We start from the raw sequence: 20,249 nt of genomic DNA on the forward strand, positions 1-20,249 counted from the left end.
CTTAAATATGAGTAAATATACTGAAGACGATTTAAGAGAAGAATTAAAAACCAAAGAATACGAATATGGTTTTTATACAGATATTGAATCTGAGACTTTTCCTAATGGACTTAACGAAGACATAATAAAAGCAATTTCTCGAAAGAAAGAAGAGCCAGAATGGATGACAGAATGGAGGCTCGAAGCTTTTAAGGTGTGGCAAGAAATGGAAGAACCGGATTGGGCTAACGTTAACTACGAAAAGCCAGATTTCCAGGCAATTTCTTATTATTCTGCACCAAACAGCAAACCAAAATACGATAGCTTAGATGAGGTAGATCCTGAGCTATTAGCTACTTTTGAAAAACTTGGTATTTCTCTAGATGAGCAAAAAAAATTAGCAGGTGTCGCAATGGATGTAGTTGTAGATTCTGTATCTGTAGCTACTACCTTCAAAGAAACTCTTGCTGAAAAAGGCATCATCTTTATGAGTATTTCTGAAGCTATTAAAGAGCATCCAGAACTTGTAAAAAAATATATTGGTACTGTTGTTCCGCAGAAAGACAATTTCTATGCGGCTTTAAACTCAGCAGTATTTAGTGATGGTTCATTTTGCTACATTCCTAAAGGAGTGCGTTGCCCAATGGAGCTTTCTACCTATTTCCGTATTAACCAAGCAGGAACTGGCCAGTTTGAAAGAACGCTTGTTATTGCAGACGAAGGAAGCTACGTAAGTTACCTTGAAGGTTGTACTGCACCAAGTAGAGACGAGAACCAATTGCACGCAGCTGTTGTAGAGCTAATTGCTTTAGAAGATGCCGAAATAAAATACTCTACTGTACAAAACTGGTTCCCAGGAAATGCTGAAGGTAAAGGTGGTGTTTTCAACTTTGTAACCAAACGTGGTTTATGTGAGAAAAACTCAAAAATTTCTTGGACACAGGTAGAAACTGGTTCTGCCGTAACATGGAAATACCCAAGCTGCGTACTTAAAGGAGATAACTCTGTAGGCGAATTTTATTCTATTGCTGTTACTAACAATTTTCAGCAAGCAGACACAGGTACCAAAATGATTCACTTGGGTAAGAATACCAAGTCAACCATTATCTCAAAAGGAATCTCAGCAGGTAAATCTCAAAATTCATATAGAGGTTTAGTGCAAATAAGCCCAAGAGCAGAAAATGCTCGTAACTTCTCACAGTGTGATAGTTTGTTAATGGGTAACGAGTGTGGTGCACACACCTTTCCATATATAGAAGCCAAAAACAAAACTGCACAAATAGAGCACGAAGCTACAACTAGTAAAATTGGTGAAGACCAGATTTTTTACTGTAACCAACGTGGTATAGATACCGAAAAAGCAATAGCCTTAATCGTTAATGGTTTTAGTAAAGAGGTTCTTAACAAACTACCAATGGAATTTGCTGTTGAGGCTCAGAAATTATTAGAAATCAGCTTAGAAGGTTCAGTAGGATAGATATGAAAAAAATTGCAATTATTTTATTGACATTAGTTAGTTTTTTGAGTTGTAAAAATGATACAAAACCAGAGACTAACTTAGAAGACAACCGTGCAAAATCTTATGATCAAAACGACGGTTACATAACAATAAAAGGCGAATTTGTATATGATGAAAACCAAAATGCTGCGGTTTTTCAGTCGCCAAATGGCACTATTTATTCTGTAGTTGTGGATGACAATATGCACCAGCTCAATAAAGAAGTAAAACCATTTAAGGAAAACCTATACACTTCTGTACCTGTAACAGTTAGAGTAAAAAAAATAAAAAACACAAACCCAAATATTGAGTGGGAATATGCTTTAGAAATTAAAGACATATTAAAGGTTGAAAAACCAAACACAAACAAAGAAGACGTTATAAAATTATCAAACTAAGACAATGTTAAAGATAAACAACTTACACGCAAGCGTAGAAGATAAAGCAATCTTAAAAGGTATTAACCTTGAAGTTAAACCTGGCGAAGTACATGCTATCATGGGACCTAATGGCTCTGGTAAAAGTACATTAGCTTCAGTTATTGCTGGTAAAGAAGAGTATGAAGTTGAAGAAGGTGAAATTTTATTAGAAGGCGAAAACATTGACGAATTAGCTGCCGAAGAACGTGCACACAAAGGTGTTTTCTTATCATTTCAGTATCCTGTAGAAATTCCTGGAGTTAGTGTCACTAACTTTATGAAAACAGCTATTAACGAAACTCGAAAAGCTAAAGGCTTAGAAGATATGCCTGCTAACGAAATGCTTAAGATGATTCGTGAAAAGTCTGAACTTTTAGAAATAGACCGTAAATTTTTATCACGCTCTTTAAATGAAGGCTTTTCGGGTGGTGAGAAAAAACGTAACGAAATTTTTCAGATGGCAATGTTAGAACCAAAACTTGCTATCCTTGACGAAACAGATTCTGGTCTGGATATCGATGCTTTAAGAATTGTAGCTAATGGTGTAAACAAGCTAAAATCTAAAGACAATGCTGTTATTGTTATTACACACTATCAGCGTTTACTAGATTATATTGTTCCAGATTACGTACACGTACTTTACAACGGACGTATTGTAAAGTCTGGCACAAAAGAATTAGCGCACGAGTTAGAAGCTAAAGGTTACGATTGGATAAAGCAAGAATTGGTTTAACCAATTCTTGAGTTAAAAAGTAAAAAGTTGTAAAGTTTATAGATTAACTTTTAAACACCCAACTTTTAAACATTTCAACTTACAAAAATGGAATTAAAAGAAAAATTAGTATCATCATTTATGGCCTTTGAGGACACAGTAGATGTTAACTCACCTATACATGATATACGTACTGAAGCTATAAAAACCTTTGAAGCAGACGGTTTTCCGACAAAAAAACAAGAAGCTTGGAAGTATACATCCTTAAATTCAATATTAAAACACGACTATAGTGTGTTCCCTAAGCATGAAGATGCTCTGGAATTTAAAGATGTAAAAAAATACTTTATTCACGATATAGACTCTTACAAGATTGTTTTTATCGATGGTAAGTATTCTTCGCATTTGTCTCAAACCACACATGATGGTATTGATGTTTGCTTAATGTCTGCAGCCTTAACAAAGCCAAAATACAGACTTGTCATTGAAAATTATTTCAACAAAATAGCTTCAAAAGATAGTATGTCTGCTTTAAACACTGCATTTTCTGCAGAAGGCGCTTACATACACATCCCAAAAAACAAGCTGGTAGAAAAACCAATACAGATTTTACACTTTTCTACCGGAAACGAAGCTGCATTAATGCTACAACCTAGAAACTTAGTCGTTGTAGACGAAAATGCTCATGTTCAAATCATTGAGCGTCATCAAAGCTTAACAGAAAATCCGGTTTTAACCAATTCGGTTACTGAGATTTTTACAAATAAGCGTGCCATTGTAGATTACTACAAAATTCAGAATGACAGAGAAACAGCTTCTTTAATAGACAACACTTTTATAGATCAAAAAAGAGAAAGCTTAGCTAAGGTGCATACCTTTTCTTTTGGTGGAAAGATTACAAGAAACAATCTTAACTTCTATCAAAACGGAGAGCGTATAGATTCTACTATGAAAGGTATTACCATCATTGGTAACAAGCAGCATGTAGACCATAACACTTTAGTACACCATATTGAGCCAAATTGCGAGAGTCACCAAGATTACAAAGGTATATTTGGAGATAGCGCAACAGGCGTATTTAACGGTAAGGTTTTAGTTGAAAAAGAGGCCCAGAAAACTGATGCTTTTCAGGCTAACAACAATATTTTATTAAGCGATAAAGCTACTATAAACACAAAACCTCAATTAGAGATTTTTGCTGACGATGTAAAGTGTTCTCACGGTTGTACAATTGGGCAGTTAGACGAAAGTGCTATGTTCTATTTAAGATCTCGTGGTATTCCTGAAAAGGAAGCAAGAGGTTTATTAATGTTTGCGTTTAGTAACAACGTTTTAGACTCTGTTAAAATCCCAGAAATAAAAAATAGAATTACCAAAATAATTGCCAACAAGCTTGGTGTAAATATTGGGTTTGATTTATAAATGAATAAAGTCTTAAGCCATACCACTCTCGATGTAGAACAAATAAGAAAGGATTTCCCTATTCTTAAAAGGGAAGTTAATGGCAAGCCTTTAATATATTTGGATAATGCAGCAACATCGCAAACACCTCAACAGGTTATAGATGTTATTGTAGATTATTACAGTAATTATAATGCTAACATCCATAGAGGTGTACATAGCTTGAGTCAAGAAGCTACTGATGCTTATGAACAAGCACGTATTAAAATTCAAAAGCATTTTAATGCTAAGCTATCTCACGAAATAATTTTTACTTCTGGAACAACGCATGGTATTAATTTAGTTGCTAATGGTTTTTCTTCGTTATTAAAAAAAGGAGATGAAATCATTGTCTCTGCTTTAGAGCACCACAGCAATATTGTGCCATGGCAAATGCTTTGCGAACGCACAGGCGCAATTCTCAAAGTAATTCCCATGAATACTGATGGTGAATTAGTAATTTCAGAATTTGAAAAGCTATTAAACCCTAACACAAAACTTGTTTTTGTCAACCATGTTTCTAACGCACTTGGTACAATAAATCCTATTGAAACCATAATAGAAAAAGCACATAACGTTGGTGCTGCTGTTTTAGTTGATGGCGCACAAGCTGCTCCGCACATTAAAGCCAATGTACAAGAATTAGATGTCGATTTTTACGTTTGCTCTGCTCACAAAATGTGTGGTCCTACAGGTGTTGGAATACTTTATGGAAAAGAAGAATGGCTAAAAAAACTACCTCCTTACCAAGGAGGAGGCGAAATGATTGCCGAAGTAACATTCGAAAAAACTACATACGCTGATTTACCTCATAAATTTGAAGCCGGAACACCGAATATTTGTGGCGGAATTGCTTTTGGAGCAGCTCTGGATTACATGAATACAGTTGGCTTTAATACTCTAGCCAATTACGAAAACGAGCTGTTAGAGTACGCTACTTCTCAACTACAAGCTATTGAAGGTGTAAAAATTTACGGCACATCTAAGCACAAAACATCTGTGATCTCTTTTAACGTTGGTAATATTCATCCTTACGATATTGGCACTATTTTAGACAAATTGGGCATTGCTGTACGTACTGGCCACCATTGTGCACAGCCTATAATGGATTATTTTAAAATTCCTGGTACTGTTAGAGCTTCTTTTATGTTTTATAATACAAAAGAAGAAGTAGACACATTTATAGCTTCATTAAAAAAAGCTATAATGATGCTTTCTTAATTTCTATAACAAGCTAAGAGATACTTAACGTAGATTATCTAAAGTTTGGCATCAAAAGTGTAACTTAGATTAATAAAACCTTTATTTATGAAATTTTTACTAAGCATTTTTACACTTATAATACTTACAGGCTCTTGTAATTCTGCAAAAGAAACTTTAACCGAACAAAAAGAAAGTTCGTCTCAAGTAAGCTTATCCGGAACTTACAACTTACAACAATTAGGATCTAAAGACGTAGCATTAAAACCTGTAACAATAAAATTTAATGATTCTACTAACGAAGCTTCAGGTATTTCGGGCTGTAATTCTTTTTTTGGAAGCTACACTCTTAAAGAAAATACAATTAAATTCGGACCAATTGTTACTTCAAAAAAATACTGTAATCCAGACCTAAACACTGTAGAAAAAGACTTTATTGAAGCCTTAAACAAAGTCAACTCATTTGTTATAAAAGACAATACACTTACTTTTTTAAACAATGACACCAAGCTTTTTACAGCAACAAAAAATGAAGCTTCAAGACCAGGTAAAGATGATGTTGTTCAAGATAATTACAAAAGGTATTCTGTTATATATAAAGCCTCTACAAGAGGTTCTTTTAAACAGATTGAAGTTTCAAAAACAGACATAAAAATTTCAGAAGACAGAGATTTAAAAAACATTGACACTTACCCATGCAATCCTCAAGACTGGAAAGCTCTAAACAACCTTTTGAGCAATAATATAGTGGAAAATCTAGATCTACTAAAAGCGCCAACAGACAATCGTGCATTCGATGGTGCGGCACACGCAACATTATCTGTTATAAAAGGAGATGTCCTAACCATGACACCTAGTTTTGATCATGGCAAACCACCAAAAGAAATAGAATCAATAGTTAATAAGATATTATCAATGGCAGAAATAGCGACTAAACAGTAGCTATTTTGTAACTTTGTTTTAAATGAATGTTATTATGACTATTGAAGAAATTCAGAACGAAATAATTGATGAGTTTTCAATGTTTGATGATTGGGAAGAACGTTATCAATACATGATAGACTTAGGTAAAACACTACCACTGATTGACGATAATTACAAAACCGAAGATCACATCATAAAAGGGTGTCAAAGTAAAGTTTGGGTACATGCCGAAATGAACGAAGATAAAGTAGCATTTACCGCAGACAGTGATGCTATTATCACTAAAGGCATCATTGCTATTTTAATTAGAGTGTTTTCTAATCAACATCCAAAAGATATTATAGAAGCTAACACTGATTTTATTGACAAAATAGGTCTTAAAGATCATTTATCTCCTACAAGAGCTAACGGTTTGGTTAGCATGATAAAACAATTAAAAATGTATGCTATTGCATACCAAACACAGTTGAATTAAGATGAGCGAAACAACAATAGACACAAATGTTTTAGGCGATAAAATTGTACGCGTATTAAAAACAATTTTCGACCCTGAAATTCCTGTAGACATCTACGAATTAGGATTAATATATGATGTTTTTGTTAATGAAGATTATGAAGTAAAAATCTTAATGACCTTAACAACACCAAACTGCCCTGTAGCAGAAACCCTTCCTTTAGAGGTTGAAGAAAAAGTAAAATCTATTAACGAGGTTAAAGATGCCGAAGTAGAAATTACCTTTGATCCACCTTGGTCTCAAGACTTAATGAGCGAAGAAGCAAAACTAGAATTAGGAATGCTATAAAACATTTTTTATGACTGCAACAGGAATTGACGCTATCGCATTTTATGTACCTCAACTCTATGTAACAATGGATAATTTGGCAGAAGCCAGAGGTATTGAAGCAGAAAAATTAAAAAGAGGACTTGGTCTGCAAAAAATGGCAGTACCAAACATTGGCGAAGACGCTGCAACCTTTGCGGCTAATGCCTTACTCAACCTTATCACACAAAACAATATCGATCCAAATGACATTGGTCGTGTATATCTAGGTACCGAAAGTGCTATTGACGGTTCTAAACCTACGGCAACTTACGCTGTAGAAATTGTTGAAAAAGAATTAGCAACCACTTATGGCGAGCGTAGCTTTAAAAACTGTGATGTTGTTGATTTAACGTTTGCTTGTGTTGGCGCTGTAGATGCTTTACAGAATAGTATTGACTGGGTAAAACAAGACCAAAGCAGAAAAGCCATTGTCATCGCTTCAGATTTATCTAAATACGATATCAATTCTACAGGAGAGTACACTCAAGGCGCTGGTGCAGTTGCAGTATTAATTAGCCATAACCCTTCTATCATTACAATTGATGATGTTTGGGGAGTTGCCTTTAAGAGCGAAGGAGATTTCTTTAAACCAAGACGCTCTTACAAAAAAGCAGATTTATTAAAGTCTCTTTTAAGTGAATTAGATTTAGAGGCTTCCAGCGAAAAGATTGCTAAATTTATATCTACTACAAATTCTGAATTTTGGTCAGATAGCAATGAAGTTGTTGAAGTTTTTAAAGAAGAACCAGTTTTTGACGGACAGTTCTCTAATGCTTGTTATAGCGATAGAATTACTGAAGCCTTAGAACATTTCGACCAAAATAAGCCAACAGATTTTAATGAAAAGTGGCAGCATATTGTATTCCATTTGCCTTATGCTTTTCATGGAAGACGTATCATTTTCAACAATTGGTTACATTGGATTAAAGATTCAAACCTTCAGCAAGACTTAGAAAATGAAATCGGCAAATCTGAAGATTCAGACCCAAAAGATTGGTCTAAAAAAGCCTATAAATCGAAGCTATACAGTGATTTTGTAAACTCAAGAATTGCACAAGGCGAATTGGCTTCTTCAGAAATTGGCAACATGTATACGGCTTCAATTTTTATGTCCTTATTGAGCTTTTTATCTGATAATTACAGAAACAATAAAGATATTGCAGGTAATCCTGTAGGTTTTATAGCTTATGGAAGCGGTTCTAAATCTAAAGTTTTTGAAGGTGTTGTACAAAACGACTGGATGTCTAAAATTAAAGACATTAAACTCTTTGAAACTCTTGAAAACAGAACAGCTATTAGTGTAGATACATATGAAAGCATTCATCGTTCTAAGCTAGAGCAACCTGTAGAAAATGGTAGTAAAATTTCTTTAGAATACATAGAACGCGATGAAACAAACTACGGCTTAAGACGCTATAGTGTAAAATAATTTATGGCAGAAGAAATTATAAATAGAGTCGCTAATAGCAAACTCAAAGTGATAGACTTAGAGGATTACTACCCAAATGGGCAACGTATTCTTTTTGACATAAAAGATTGGTTACTTGAAGGTTTAGTCCTCAGAGAAAAAGAGTTTAGAGCACACGTTGCTGAGCACGATTGGTCTCAATATAATAATTGCTATGTTGCACTACATTGTTCTACAGATGCTATTGTACCTGACTGGGCTTATATGCTAATTTCTTTAGAGCTTCAAAACTATTCTAAACTTACGGTAATTGGTACTTTAGAAGATTTAGAATCTTTGATTTATTCTTCAATCATTGCAGAATTAGACCTTTGTGTTTATCAAGATATGCCTGTAATTATAAAAGGTTGTTCTAACAAACCAGTGCCTGCAAATGCTTTGGTTTTATTATCTCAAAAACTTAAGCCAATTGCAAAATCCATAATGTTTGGTGAAGCTTGTTCTTCTGTACCTCTCTTCAAAAGGAAAAAATAAATGTGACTTCTTTATTAATTTAAGGTCTAATCAATAGTGATTAGCTGTTTTCTGACATCCAAAAAGGTCAGTAAACACGTATATTTGTAAAACTTATAACAACTTAAATTATTAAAATTTAATTCATTATGAACAGAAAATTACTTTTATCAGCATTCTTAATGCTTGCAATTTCGTTTGGTTTTTCTCAAACAAAAGAAGAGTTACAAGCACAAAAAGCTGAAAAACAAGCTGAGGCAAATAAGTTTCAAGCAGAAGCAAATGCCTTACAGGCTCAGATAGATGCTTTACCTGGCTGGAGAGTAGGTGCTTTTGGTACTATTGGAGGAAGCCTATCTAACTTTAACAACTGGTATGCGCAAGGCGCACCAAATAACTCTTCTGGTAATATTGGTTTTACTTTTAATGCTTTTGCCAACAAAATTGAAGACAAGTATTTCTGGAGAAATTCTTTAACTACAAACTTAGCGTGGGTAAAATTAGACAACAAAGACATCGATACTGATAGCGATGATTTTGAACCTACTACAGATGTATTTAACTTATCATCTCTTTATGGTCGTAAGTTAAGCGAAAAGTGGGCTGTTTCTGGTTTAATGGAATACAGAACAACATTATTAAACAACTTTAACGATCCAGGTTACTTAGACGTTGGTGTTGGTGCTACTTGGACACCATTAGATAATTTAATCGTGGTTATTCACCCATTAAACTACAACTTTGTATTTGCTGATAACGATGCTATTTTCGACTCATCTATGGGTGCTAAAATCGTTGCAGATTATACAAGACAAATTGGTGCTATAGCTTTTAAATCTAACTTCTCTACATTCCAAAGTTACAAGTCTAGCGACTTGTCTAACTGGACGTGGACTAACTCTTTTAGCTACACCTTATGGAAAATGATTGGTGTTGGTTTCGATTTTGGTTTAAGAAGCAACAAACAAGAAGCGCTTAACTATGCTCTTGGTCAGTTTGACCCAATGGGAACTGCAGACGAACCAACGTTTGATAATGTAGACAACGATTTACAAACGTATTACACAATTGGTTTAAGCTATAAGTTCTAAGACTATTAGTATATAAAAAAAGGTTGTTTAAAAGTAGAAAATCTGTCATTCTGAATTTATTTCAGAATCTCATTTAAGTAGATTTTCAAAGTGTTTAGAATCTGAAACGAGTTCAGATTGACAAAACATAACTTTTAAACAACCTTTTTTTCTTTTAGTCAAACTTTTTCTTTTTATTCTTCCTTTTAAACAAACGCTTAATAAAACCATCACGTTTAGTTGGCTCGCAATCCAAATCGTTTATCACGTCTTCAGATGGACTTTCAAACTTAGCGTTAGTTATAGACTTATAGTCTGAATCTTTATTGAGTTTTTGATAAAACTTCGCAAAAACTGGTAATGCCGAATTTGCACCTTGCCCTATTCCTGTTGATTTAAAACCTATACTATGGTTGTCGTTGCCTACCCAAGTAATGGTTACTAATTTTGGCGTTAAGGCTACAAACCAACCGTCTTTATTATTTTGTGTTGTTCCTGTTTTACCTGCAATGTCGTTTCGTAATCCGTAGGTGTTTCGTAATCGTGTCGCTGTACCAGAATTGACAGTAGATTTCATCATTTGAAGCATTACTTGCCTTGTGTAATCATTGTAAGCTTGTGATTCGGCAACTTCTGGTTCAAAATTAGCGATGACATTTCCATTTTTATCTTCAATCTTTGTGATTAAAAATGGTTTTACTGGCTTACTTTTATTGACATAACTCGCATAAGCACCTGTGAGCTCTTTCAAATTAATTTCTGAAACGCCTAATGCCAAGGAAGGTTTATTAGGTAACTCGTGTGTGATGCCTAATTTTTCAACCTGCTTTATGGTTTTTGGTATGCCAACTTCTTCCAACACCTTAACAGCAATGGTATTTACAGAATTACTCAAGGCATTTTCTAAAGTATAATTAATATGAGGATCTTCTTCATCACTACCAGCATTACTTGGTGTCCAATCGTCATAATTGGTATACGTCACTTCCCTTAATGAAAAATAAGTACAAGGGTCTAAACCGTTTTCAATAGCTGCAGTATATACAAAAGGTTTAAATGTTGAACCTACCTGACGCTCACTTTGGGAAACGTGGTCGTACTTAAAGAAACGATAATCAATACCACCAATATACGTCCTAACTGCACCAGTTTTTGGGTCTATGGATAACATTCCTGTGTTTAAGAATTTTAGATAATGTTTCAAACTATCTACTACAGAAACGTTTTTGATAGTATCGCCTTTCCAACCGAATAATTCAACATTTCGTTTTACGTTTAAAGAATCTTTAATCTGCGCATCAGACAAACCTGCTTCTTTATATTTTTTAACGATTGGCAATTTTTGAATTGCTGCTTTTAAAACTTTAGAATTATCATTCCAAGGTGTGTACTTTCCGTAAGAGGCTTCAAAATCACTTTGCAATTTTGTTAAGTGCGATTTCATTGCGTCTTCAGCATATTGTTGCATTTGGTAGTCTAACGTTGTATGCACAACCAATCCGTCCTTATACAAATCATAGGTTTCGCCATCTGGTGTTTTTAGCGTATCTAATATTTTTGAAAGCTCTTGTTTAACCGCCTCTCTAAAATAAGGTGCCAACCCTAAATCGTGATTGTAAGATTTGTAACTGAGTTCTAATGTTTCATTACTATAAAACTCTAAAGAATCTTTTGCCAAATACCCATAATTAACCATTTGGTTGAGCACTACATTTCTTCTGTCTTCACTACGTTGTTGATGCACTCGTGGATTGTAGTAGGTGTTGGCTTTTAGTGTTCCGACTAAAGTGGCAGCTTCGTTTAGCGATAAGTCTTTTACGGATTTGTCGAAAAACTTTAAAGAAGCACTTTCTATCCCATAAGTATTATCAGGAAACGGAACCGTGTTTAGGTAAAGCGTTAGAATTTCTTCCTTAGAGTAAATATCTTCAATACGCTTGGCTACAATAGATTCCTTGAACTTATTGATGAGCATACTAAATAGCGCATAATTTTTTCTGCCATATAAATTCTTTGCCAATTGAAGCGTTATCGTGCTTCCACCACCAGCACTTTTATCTCTAAGAATTAAATTCTTTACAAACACACGCATAAGACTGATATTATCTACACCATCGTGCTCGTAAAAACGGCTGTCTTCAGTCGCAACTAATGCATCTATTAAATGCTTCGGAAAATCCTTGAATTCTACAGGTTGCCTATCATAGATGTAATACTTACCAATTAACTTACCGTTGTGGTCTAAAAGTTGGGTGGCTTGCTCTTGTTTTATGGAACTGAGTTCTTCTGTGGTAGGCAGCTTCCCGAAGAATCCTAAATATATACTGATATAAAGACCAACCAAAAACAGTAAAATGGCACCTGCACAAACAGAAAGCCATTTTACCCACTTGTTTTTAAAAATCTTTTTTATCCTAATTTTGAATTGGTTGGTGTTTGTTGTCATCTTGAAGATAATTTACTCTATATCTTCAACGTCTGGATATAGAAAATGATTGTATGGAAAACGAGTGACGTGAATTTCTCGTACTTCTTGATAAACGCGTTTTCTAAATTCGTCCATATTTTCTTTATTCAATGCCGAAATAAAAAGAGCATTATCGCCAACTCTAGACATCCAGGTTTTTTTCCATTCTTCAATGGTAAAGTTTGCTTTGGTTCGTTCTTCTAGCAAATCTTCTTCATCAAAAGGTTCTGGTTCGTAAGCATCGATTTTGTTAAACACCATTATAGTTGGCTTGTCTTTGCTTTCAATTTCGTCTAAAATCTGATTTACCGATTCTATATGTTCTTCAAAATTAGAATGTGAAATATCCACCACGTGCAACAATAAATCGGCTTCCCTAACTTCATCCAAGGTACTTTTAAAAGACTCTACCAATTGCGTTGGTAATTTTCTTATGAAACCTACAGTATCACTTACTAAAAATGGCAAGTTGCCAATTACTACTTTTCTTACCGTTGTGTCTAAGGTTGCAAAGAGTTTATTTTCGGCAAAGACTTCACTTTTACTAATCACATTCATTAATGTAGACTTACCAACATTGGTGTAACCTACTAAAGCCACACGTACCATCTTGCCTCTGTTGCCTCGTTGCACAGCCATTTGCTTATCAATGGTTTTTATCTTAGCCTTTAGCAATGCAATTTTGTCGCGAACAATACGTCTATCTGTTTCTATCTCCGTTTCACCAGGACCACGCATACCAATACCACCTTTTTGTCTTTCAAGGTGTGTCCACATTCCTTTTAGTCGTGGCAATAAGTATTCGCATTGCGCCAATTCTACCTGAGTTCGGGCATAACTGGTTTGTGCACGTTGCGCAAAAATGTCTAAGATAAGATTGGTTCTGTCTAAAATTTTACAATTTAATATTTTACTGATGTTACGTTCTTGAGCTGGCGAAAGCTCATCATCAAATATTACAGTACCAACCTCATTTTCTTTTACAAAGTTCATGACTTCTTCCATCTTACCTGTACCTATAAAAGTTTTAGGGTTTGGCTGAGTCATTTTTTGAGTAAATCGTTTTACAACATCACCACCTGCAGTGTAGGTTAAAAACTCAAGCTCATCTAAATACTCTTTAGACTGTTCTTCATCTTGATCTTGAGTGATAATACCTATAAGTACGACACTTTCTAATTCTATATCTTTTTTCTCTAGCATAAATTAAATAAAGTACAAAGTTAAGGAAATGGATTTTCCATCGTATATTTTTGAAAAGCTATATTTTTATGACATGATAGAAAACTCAAAAATCTTTACAATAGCTTTTTATAATATCGAAAATTTATTTGATATAGAAAATGATCCTTATACTAATGATGATGATTTTTTACCAACATCTGCTAAACGATGGACTTATAAACGCTATCAAAATAAATTAAGAAAGTTAGGTTCAGTCATTTCACAAATCGGTGAAAATGAAAGTGGTTCTTCACCTGCAATTGTAGGACTTGCTGAAGTTGAAAACAACAACGTACTTACAGATTTAATACATAGTGAACATTTAAAAGATCTTGGATATAATTTTGTTCATTTTGATTCCTTAGATGAAAGAGGTATTGATGTTGCTCTTATATATAAGGAGGAGTTTTTTAACGTTGAAAATTCTGAAACTTTTTCTGTCTATCTTCAAACTGAATTTGGAGACAGAGATTATACCAGAGATATTTTGTTGGTACAAGGAAAACTAAATAATGAAGATATTCATATTATAGTTAATCATTGGTCTTCTCGTCGAGAAGGTGAAAAAGAAACCGAACACAAAAGACTTGCTGCTGCTAAGGTTGTAAATAATGTTATCTCAAGGTTAAAAAAAGAACAAACTAATGCTAAAATCATTGTAATGGGAGACTTTAATGATAACCCAGACAATGAAAGTATTAAGTTGTTAGAAAACGAAAGTCAATTATACAACCCTTTTAGTACGCTTTTGTCTTATAACAAAGGCAGCTTGAATCATGATTTTCAGTGGAATATGTTTGATCAAATTTTAATAAGCGGTAATTTTTTTGACCCTAATGGCATAAAACTAAAATATGTAAAAGCAGAGGTCTTCAATTCAAAATTTTTAACCCAATACCATGGTAAATTCAAAGGGCAACCATTTAGAACCTACGTAGGTAAAAAATATAAAGGTGGTTATAGCGATCATTTCCCTGTTTTTGTACAATTCAAAACACCTTAAACCATTTATCGATAAATAAAGTATTTCATCTATTATAGTAATGTTAACATTATGTTACTAGGCATTTTTTATATATTCGGGTGTGCGTAAAAAGTATGAAAACCAACATGCCAATATGCTCCCAAAAGCCTCATAAAAATTAAAAAAAAACAAATCCTTTGTAATCAATGTATTACAAAGGGTTAACTAATTTCTAACAAACCGATTAATAATGAAAAAGATTACTCTATTTTTATTTATGTTTTCATTGCTTGCTTTTTCAGGCCTTGAAGCACAAATAACTACTTTTCCATACACTGAAGACTTTGAGTCTGGTGATGGAGGCTGGGTTGCCGACAATACTGGCAACGGAACTTGGGCCTTAGGAACACCTGCTGGTGCTATTATTAATAGTGCTGCATCTGGTGATAATTCTTGGGTTACCAATCTAACTGGTACTTACAACGTTAATGAAGACTCTTGGGTTACCAGTCCTGTTTTTGATTTTTCTTCACTATCTGCTCCTTCAATAGAACTAAGCATCTGGTACGATGCTGAATTTAGTTGGGATGGTGCCGTACTTCAATCATCTATTGACGGTGGTACTACTTGGGTAAATGTTGGTGCTAACGGTGACTCTAACAATTGGTTCAATGATGGTACAATTGGTGGAAATCCTGGAGGTCAGCAAGAAGGTTGGTCTGGTACAGGAGCAGGTGGAACCAATGCTTGGGTTACTGCAAGACATGCTTTAACAGGTTTAGCAGGTGAAACTAGCGTAATTTTTAGAATTGCTTTTGGTTCTGACGGCTCTGTAGTTGATGATGGTTTTGGTTTTGATGATATTAACATTTTTGAAGTTACTTGTCCTGAACCAACTGCACTTACCGCTTCAAATATTAATTCTAGTGATGCTGTGCTATCTTGGACAGAAAGTGGTTCTTCAAACGATTGGAATATAGAAGTTGTTACATCAGGAACCCCTCCTACAGGAACTCCTTCAGAAAGCAATGTATCTAATCCTTACACGGTTTCAGGATTGTCTGCTGTAACATCTTATGACTTTTATGTTCAGTCTAATTGTGGTAGTGGGTCAAGTAGCTGGGTTGGTCCTTTTACATTTACAACAACTTGCGATGTTTACACACCAGATTACTTAGAGCAATTTGATACTATTATCCCAGATTGTTGGGACGAAGCCGACAGTGGTGATGCTACTACTGGTCCTGGTGACTTTGGCGCTGGAGCTTGGGGAAATGATGGTTTCCTTAATGACGGGTTTACTGGTGCTTATAAAATTAACTTATGGCAAGCAAATAAAAGTGATTGGATTTTATCTCCTCAATTTGATTTAACTGGAGGTCCTTTCCAAGTAGAGTTTGACTTTGGTATTATGCAATTTGGAAGTTCTACCAATGCTGGTACATTAGGCTCTGATGATACTGTACAATTACTTATTACTAATGATGGCGGTACTACATGGACGCCTTTAGTTACTTACGACAATACTTCTACTGTTCCTGCTACTGGTGCTCATCCTGTAGTTACTCTAGAAGCTTATGCTGGTCAAACAGTACAATTTGGTATCTTAGGTTCTGAAGGTACAGTTGATGATACTGAAGATAATGATGTATTTGTAGACAACTTTAGAGTAAGAAACATCCCTACTTGTCCTGAGCCAACAGATTTATCTGTAGCAAACATTACAGCTGATGGTGCAGAATTATCATGGACAGAAAATGGTAGTGCTGTAGAATATAACATAGAGATTGTAGAAAGCGGAACACCTCCAACTGGTACACCAACTGCAACAGATGTTGGTAACCCTTATAGTGTTTCTGGTTTAAATCCAGTTACTTCTTATGATTTTTATGTACAAGCTATATGTGGAACAAGTGACTTAAGTTCTTGGACTGGACCTATTTCATTCGAAACTTTATGTGATGTTTTTGTTCCTGATTATTTACAACAATTTGATACTATTATCCCAGACTGTTGGGACGAAGCAGATAGTGGAGATGCTACTACAGGTCCTGGTGATCTTGGTGCTGGAGCATGGGCTGCTGATGGTTTCCTAAATGACGGTTTTACTGGTGCTTATAAAATTAACTTATGGCAAGCAAGTAAAAGCGATTGGATTTTATCTCCTCAATTTGATTTAACTGGAGGTCCTTTCCAAGTAGAATTTGACTTTGGTATTATGCAATTTGGAAGTTCTACCAATGCTGGTACATTAGGTTCTGATGATACTGTACAATTACTTATAACTAATGATGGTGGTGCTACATGGACTACTTTACTTACTTACGACAACACTTCTGCTGTTCCTGCTACTGGTGCTCATCCTGTAGTTACTTTAGAAGCTTACGTAGGTCAAACAGTACAATTTGGTATCTTAGCTTCTGAAGGTTCTGTTGATGACACTGAAGATAATGATGTATTTGTAGATAACTTTAGAGTAAGAGGCATTCCTACTTGTCCTGAGCCGACAGATTTAACTTCAAACAACTTAAGTTTAACCTCTACAGAGGTAGGCTGGACAGAAACAGGTACTGCAGACACATGGAATATAGAATATGGTCCTGATGGTTTTGTGCCAGGAACAGGAACTTTAGTTACAGGTGTTACTACAAATCCATTTGCATTAGAAGGATTAACATCTGATACTGATTATGATTTTTATGTGCAAGCAGAATGTGACCCAACTAACTTAAGTTCATTTTCTGGACCAGGTTCTTTCTACACTGGGTATTGCCAGTCAGAACCTACTAGTAATGATGGTCAAGGTGTATCTAACGTAACTATAGGTTTTACAGACTTCCCAAGTTTTGGGGACGTTACTTACGAAGATCATACATCTCCAACAGTAAATGTATTCCAAGGTATCGATACCAATGTTGCTGTAACTTTTGCAACAGGCTTTACTTATGGTACTAATATTTGGATTGACTTTAATGACAACCTTGTATTTGAAGACACAGAATTAGTTTTTTCTGGCGAATCTACTAATGCAAACCCAACTACATTAGACGCTTCATTTGTAATGCCATTAACTGCTCCAATAGGTGTGCATAGAATGCGTATTGGTACTGCAGATAGTGGTCAAGCAACACCAAACCCTTGCTATAATGGTTCTTGGGGTGTAACGCTAGACTTCACAGTAAATATTCAAGAATTAACATGTACATTACCTGAGGCTAACTATTCAGTAATTACAGATTGTGATACTAATGAATTCTATATTGAAGTAGATGTTACTGATATGGGAGACGCTTCTTCTATAGAAATTTCTAATGACTATGACGCTTCTACTGTACCTGTTCCTACTGCTGATGTATATCAAGCTGGTCCTTTCCCATTTGGAAACAGTGTTAAAGTTTTTGTAGCTAATAATGATGATAACAACTGTACTATAAGCAGTGAATCTTTTGAAGTATTAGCATGTCCACCTAGTAATGATGACTGTATAAACGCAACCGAAGCATCGGTAAATCCAGGTGAAAGTTGCGAATCTGTAACTCCAGGTACTATTCTTGCAGCTACTCCTTCTGGAATACCTGATGGAAGTTGTGGAGGTAATCCAGATGACGATGTATGGTTTCAATTTGTAGCAGCTGGTGACCAACAAATTATAGACCTTCAAAATATAACTGGTGGTACTACAAATTTAGACCACGCACTTTACAGTGGAGATTGTGGCAACCTTGTAGAACTATATTGTTCTGATGATACATATAGTATAACTTCTGCGTTAACTATTGGTCAAACATATTACATTAGAGTTTTCTCTGCTGGTAGTTCTGCAGAAACTAGCACATTCGATTTATGTATTAGTACAATAGGTACACCAACTTACTGTTTAGATGCTCTACCTATATGTGCTGACCCAACAATTCAATACGAAAGTATAGTTGGTGACCAAACAGCACCTCCTTACTTAGATTATGACTGTTTAGGATCTCAACCAGATCCTCAATGGAACACAATAAACATTGATATAGCAGGTGATTATGTATTTAGTTTAGACCAAGTAGATCTATCTGGAAACCCTATAGATATCGACTTTATTGTTTGGGGACCATTTGTTAACCAACAAGGTGGCTGTGTAGATTTATTGCCTGAAACCATAGCAGATTGTAGCTATTCTGCTACTGCTAGTGAAACTATTACTCTTACAGATGTGCCTGAAAACTCAGTTTATGTAATATTAATCACTAACTTCTCTCAAGATCCAGGTTACTATGTCTTTAGCCAAGATTCTGGACCACCAGACGGAACTAATTGTGATGTTGTTTGTGATGTTACATTATCTATAGAAGGTGGTGAAGTTGAAGACGATGTAGAAGATCCTATAACACCAGATGAAACTTTTGAATTCTGTGGATACGAAAGTGTTGAATTAACAGCAGATACCTTCTACTCAGTAGAAGAATATAGATGGTATGAAAATGGATTTATCATTCCTGACTATAACCAACCTAATTTAACTGTTACTGAGTCTGGTACATACCAAGTACAAGTATTAGGAGGAATTTGTGACCAAAGTGAAACATATTTCTCTGCATTAATCGATGTTAAATTATACGACGAAGCTCCTACTGTAGATTCTCAAAACATTACAGTTTGTGATGGACCTGGTTCTGATGGTGTAGAAGAATTTGATTTAGGTGCTTTAACAGCTTCATTAGACTTAGGAGAAGATTTCGTTGTAAGCTATCATACTAGTATAGACAACGCCAACCAAGCCATAGATCCTGTAGGACCTCTTTATACAAGTGCTGGTGAAACTTTGTTTATGAGAATTCAAGATGCAGATGCATACAATGATGGCTATTTAGGATGTCAATCTAACCCTTATCCAGAGGTAGAATTAGTTGTTAATCCAAGACCAATAGCTAATCAACCAGAAGATTTCGTAGTATGTGATGATACAGACGGAACCGTTGATGGTACAACTCAATTTGATCTTACATCTATTAATGACGAAGTAAGTACAGATGCAAATGTTACCATTACTTATCATACCTCACAAGATGATGCTGAAAACAACGCTGCAGCCTTAACTAGTCCTTACACTAGTAGTGGTGAAACAGTTTATGTAAGAGTGGAAGACAACAACACAGGATGTTATGAAACTACATCTTTCAATTTAGAAGTTAATCTAGTGCCTTTAGCTAGTTTTGACCAACAATTTGAATACGTTGTATGCCCTAACGCAACAACACCTATTACAATAGGTATTGTACCAGAAAACTTTACAGCTTCGGATGTAAGCGTAACTTGGTCTTTAGATGGTGCATTAATTGCTGGCGCTTCTGGTTTAACATTAAACAGTGTTTTGGTTTCTGGAGATTATACTGCAGACATCACTTTTAATGATACAGAATGTACTAACTCTTTAACTGTTTTTGTTGAAGAAGCTGAAACTTGTATTTTCCCAGAAGGTATATCACCTAACAATGATGACTTAAACGATAATTTCGACTTAAGTAGTTTTAATGTTGTAAAACTTGAAATCTTTAACAGAAACGGAACATTAGTTTACTCTAAAAACAACTATGTAGATGAGTGGTTTGGTCAAACAAACGA

15 protein-coding genes are annotated in these 20,249 nt (G+C 35.0%); 13 read left to right on the forward strand and 2 right to left on the reverse strand.

What is annotated here, in order from left to right; all coding sequences use genetic code 11:
* Nucleotides 1-7 precede the first annotated feature (7 nt).
* The 11 genes from sufB to P7122_RS09865 all read left to right on the forward strand — a co-directional run bounded on the left by sufB (nt 8) and on the right by P7122_RS09865 (nt 10,008).
* Nucleotides 8-1,456 carry a Fe-S cluster assembly protein SufB gene (gene sufB / locus P7122_RS09815; RefSeq protein WP_278005609.1) on the forward strand — a complete coding sequence of 483 codons (1,449 nt, stop codon included), beginning with the start codon at nt 8-10 and terminating at the stop codon, nt 1,454-1,456.
* Nucleotides 1,457-1,458: 2 nt separating this feature from the next.
* On the forward strand, nt 1,459-1,875 hold the full coding sequence (locus P7122_RS09820; protein ID WP_278005610.1) for a hypothetical protein: 417 nt from the start codon (nt 1,459-1,461) through the stop codon (nt 1,873-1,875).
* Nucleotides 1,876-1,879: 4 nt separating this feature from the next.
* Complete coding sequence (gene sufC / locus P7122_RS09825; RefSeq protein ID WP_278005611.1) at nt 1,880-2,629, forward strand: Fe-S cluster assembly ATPase SufC; 750 nt, start codon at nt 1,880-1,882, stop codon at nt 2,627-2,629.
* A gap of 87 nt (nt 2,630-2,716) precedes the next feature.
* Complete coding sequence (sufD, locus tag P7122_RS09830) at nt 2,717-4,030, forward strand: Fe-S cluster assembly protein SufD (protein WP_278005612.1); 1,314 nt, start codon at nt 2,717-2,719, stop codon at nt 4,028-4,030.
* Nucleotides 4,031-5,269: an aminotransferase class V-fold PLP-dependent enzyme gene (locus P7122_RS09835; protein ID WP_278005613.1), complete on the forward strand. Its 1,239-nt coding sequence runs from the start codon at nt 4,031-4,033 to the stop codon at nt 5,267-5,269.
* Nucleotides 5,270-5,356: 87 nt separating this feature from the next.
* Nucleotides 5,357-6,190 (forward strand): META domain-containing protein, encoded by an 834-nt coding sequence (locus tag P7122_RS09840; protein ID WP_278005614.1) that lies wholly within the window; start codon nt 5,357-5,359, stop codon nt 6,188-6,190.
* A 34-nt stretch (nt 6,191-6,224) separates the two neighbouring features.
* Complete coding sequence (locus P7122_RS09845) at nt 6,225-6,647, forward strand: SufE family protein (protein WP_278005615.1); 423 nt, start codon at nt 6,225-6,227, stop codon at nt 6,645-6,647.
* 1 nt (nt 6,648) lies between these two features.
* Nucleotides 6,649-6,975, forward strand: a complete 327-nt coding sequence (locus P7122_RS09850; RefSeq protein ID WP_278005616.1) for a DUF59 domain-containing protein — start codon at nt 6,649-6,651, stop codon at nt 6,973-6,975.
* Nucleotides 6,976-6,985: 10 nt separating this feature from the next.
* Entirely contained in the window at nt 6,986-8,425 is a 1,440-nt protein-coding gene (locus tag P7122_RS09855) for a hydroxymethylglutaryl-CoA synthase family protein (RefSeq protein WP_278005617.1), read from the forward strand.
* A 3-nt stretch (nt 8,426-8,428) separates the two neighbouring features.
* A complete protein-coding gene (locus P7122_RS09860) occupies nt 8,429-8,938 on the forward strand; it encodes a DUF2480 family protein (RefSeq protein ID WP_278005618.1) in 510 nt (169 codons plus the stop codon).
* Between the two features lie 128 nt (nt 8,939-9,066).
* Nucleotides 9,067-10,008: a DUF3078 domain-containing protein gene (locus tag P7122_RS09865; RefSeq protein ID WP_278005619.1), complete on the forward strand. Its 942-nt coding sequence runs from the start codon at nt 9,067-9,069 to the stop codon at nt 10,006-10,008.
* Nucleotides 10,009-10,162: 154 nt separating this feature from the next.
* Here the strand turns inward: P7122_RS09865 and P7122_RS09870 are convergent, their stop codons facing one another.
* On the reverse strand, nt 10,163-12,433 hold the full coding sequence (locus tag P7122_RS09870; protein ID WP_278005620.1) for a penicillin-binding protein 1A: 2,271 nt from the start codon (nt 12,431-12,433) through the stop codon (nt 10,163-10,165).
* 12 nt (nt 12,434-12,445) lie between these two features.
* Nucleotides 12,446-13,657, reverse strand: a complete 1,212-nt coding sequence (gene hflX / locus P7122_RS09875) for a GTPase HflX (RefSeq protein WP_278005621.1) — start codon at nt 13,655-13,657, stop codon at nt 12,446-12,448.
* A 28-nt stretch (nt 13,658-13,685) separates the two neighbouring features.
* Between hflX and P7122_RS09880 the strand changes: the two genes are divergently transcribed.
* Nucleotides 13,686-14,681: an endonuclease/exonuclease/phosphatase family protein gene (locus P7122_RS09880; RefSeq protein ID WP_347402817.1), complete on the forward strand. Its 996-nt coding sequence runs from the start codon at nt 13,686-13,688 to the stop codon at nt 14,679-14,681.
* 211 nt (nt 14,682-14,892) lie between these two features.
* Nucleotides 14,893-20,249, forward strand: a 5,357-nt coding sequence (locus tag P7122_RS09885; RefSeq protein ID WP_278005622.1) for an FIDD domain-containing protein, incomplete at its 3' end; no start/stop codon positions are given.

Source organism: Winogradskyella marincola (assembly GCF_029624125.1).
Taxonomy (GTDB): Bacteria; Bacteroidota; Bacteroidia; order Flavobacteriales; family Flavobacteriaceae; genus Winogradskyella; species Winogradskyella marincola.

Coding starts and splice junctions, on each gene's coding strand:
- P7122_RS09880 (WP_347402817.1), top strand. CDS start 13,686: ATGGATTTTCCATCGTATATTTTTGAAAAGCTATATTTTTATGACATG.
- P7122_RS09850 (WP_278005616.1), top strand. CDS start 6,649: ATGAGCGAAACAACAATAGACACAAATGTTTTAGGCGATAAAATTGTA.
- P7122_RS09865 (WP_278005619.1), top strand. CDS start 9,067: ATGAACAGAAAATTACTTTTATCAGCATTCTTAATGCTTGCAATTTCG.
- P7122_RS09845 (WP_278005615.1), top strand. CDS start 6,225: ATGACTATTGAAGAAATTCAGAACGAAATAATTGATGAGTTTTCAATG.
- P7122_RS09860 (WP_278005618.1), top strand. CDS start 8,429: ATGGCAGAAGAAATTATAAATAGAGTCGCTAATAGCAAACTCAAAGTG.
- sufD (WP_278005612.1), top strand. CDS start 2,717: ATGGAATTAAAAGAAAAATTAGTATCATCATTTATGGCCTTTGAGGAC.
- P7122_RS09820 (WP_278005610.1), top strand. CDS start 1,459: ATGAAAAAAATTGCAATTATTTTATTGACATTAGTTAGTTTTTTGAGT.
- P7122_RS09840 (WP_278005614.1), top strand. CDS start 5,357: ATGAAATTTTTACTAAGCATTTTTACACTTATAATACTTACAGGCTCT.
- P7122_RS09855 (WP_278005617.1), top strand. CDS start 6,986: ATGACTGCAACAGGAATTGACGCTATCGCATTTTATGTACCTCAACTC.
- hflX (WP_278005621.1), bottom strand. CDS start 13,657: ATGCTAGAGAAAAAAGATATAGAATTAGAAAGTGTCGTACTTATAGGT.
- P7122_RS09870 (WP_278005620.1), bottom strand. CDS start 12,433: ATGACAACAAACACCAACCAATTCAAAATTAGGATAAAAAAGATTTTT.
- sufB (WP_278005609.1), top strand. CDS start 8: ATGAGTAAATATACTGAAGACGATTTAAGAGAAGAATTAAAAACCAAA.
- sufC (WP_278005611.1), top strand. CDS start 1,880: ATGTTAAAGATAAACAACTTACACGCAAGCGTAGAAGATAAAGCAATC.
- P7122_RS09835 (WP_278005613.1), top strand. CDS start 4,031: ATGAATAAAGTCTTAAGCCATACCACTCTCGATGTAGAACAAATAAGA.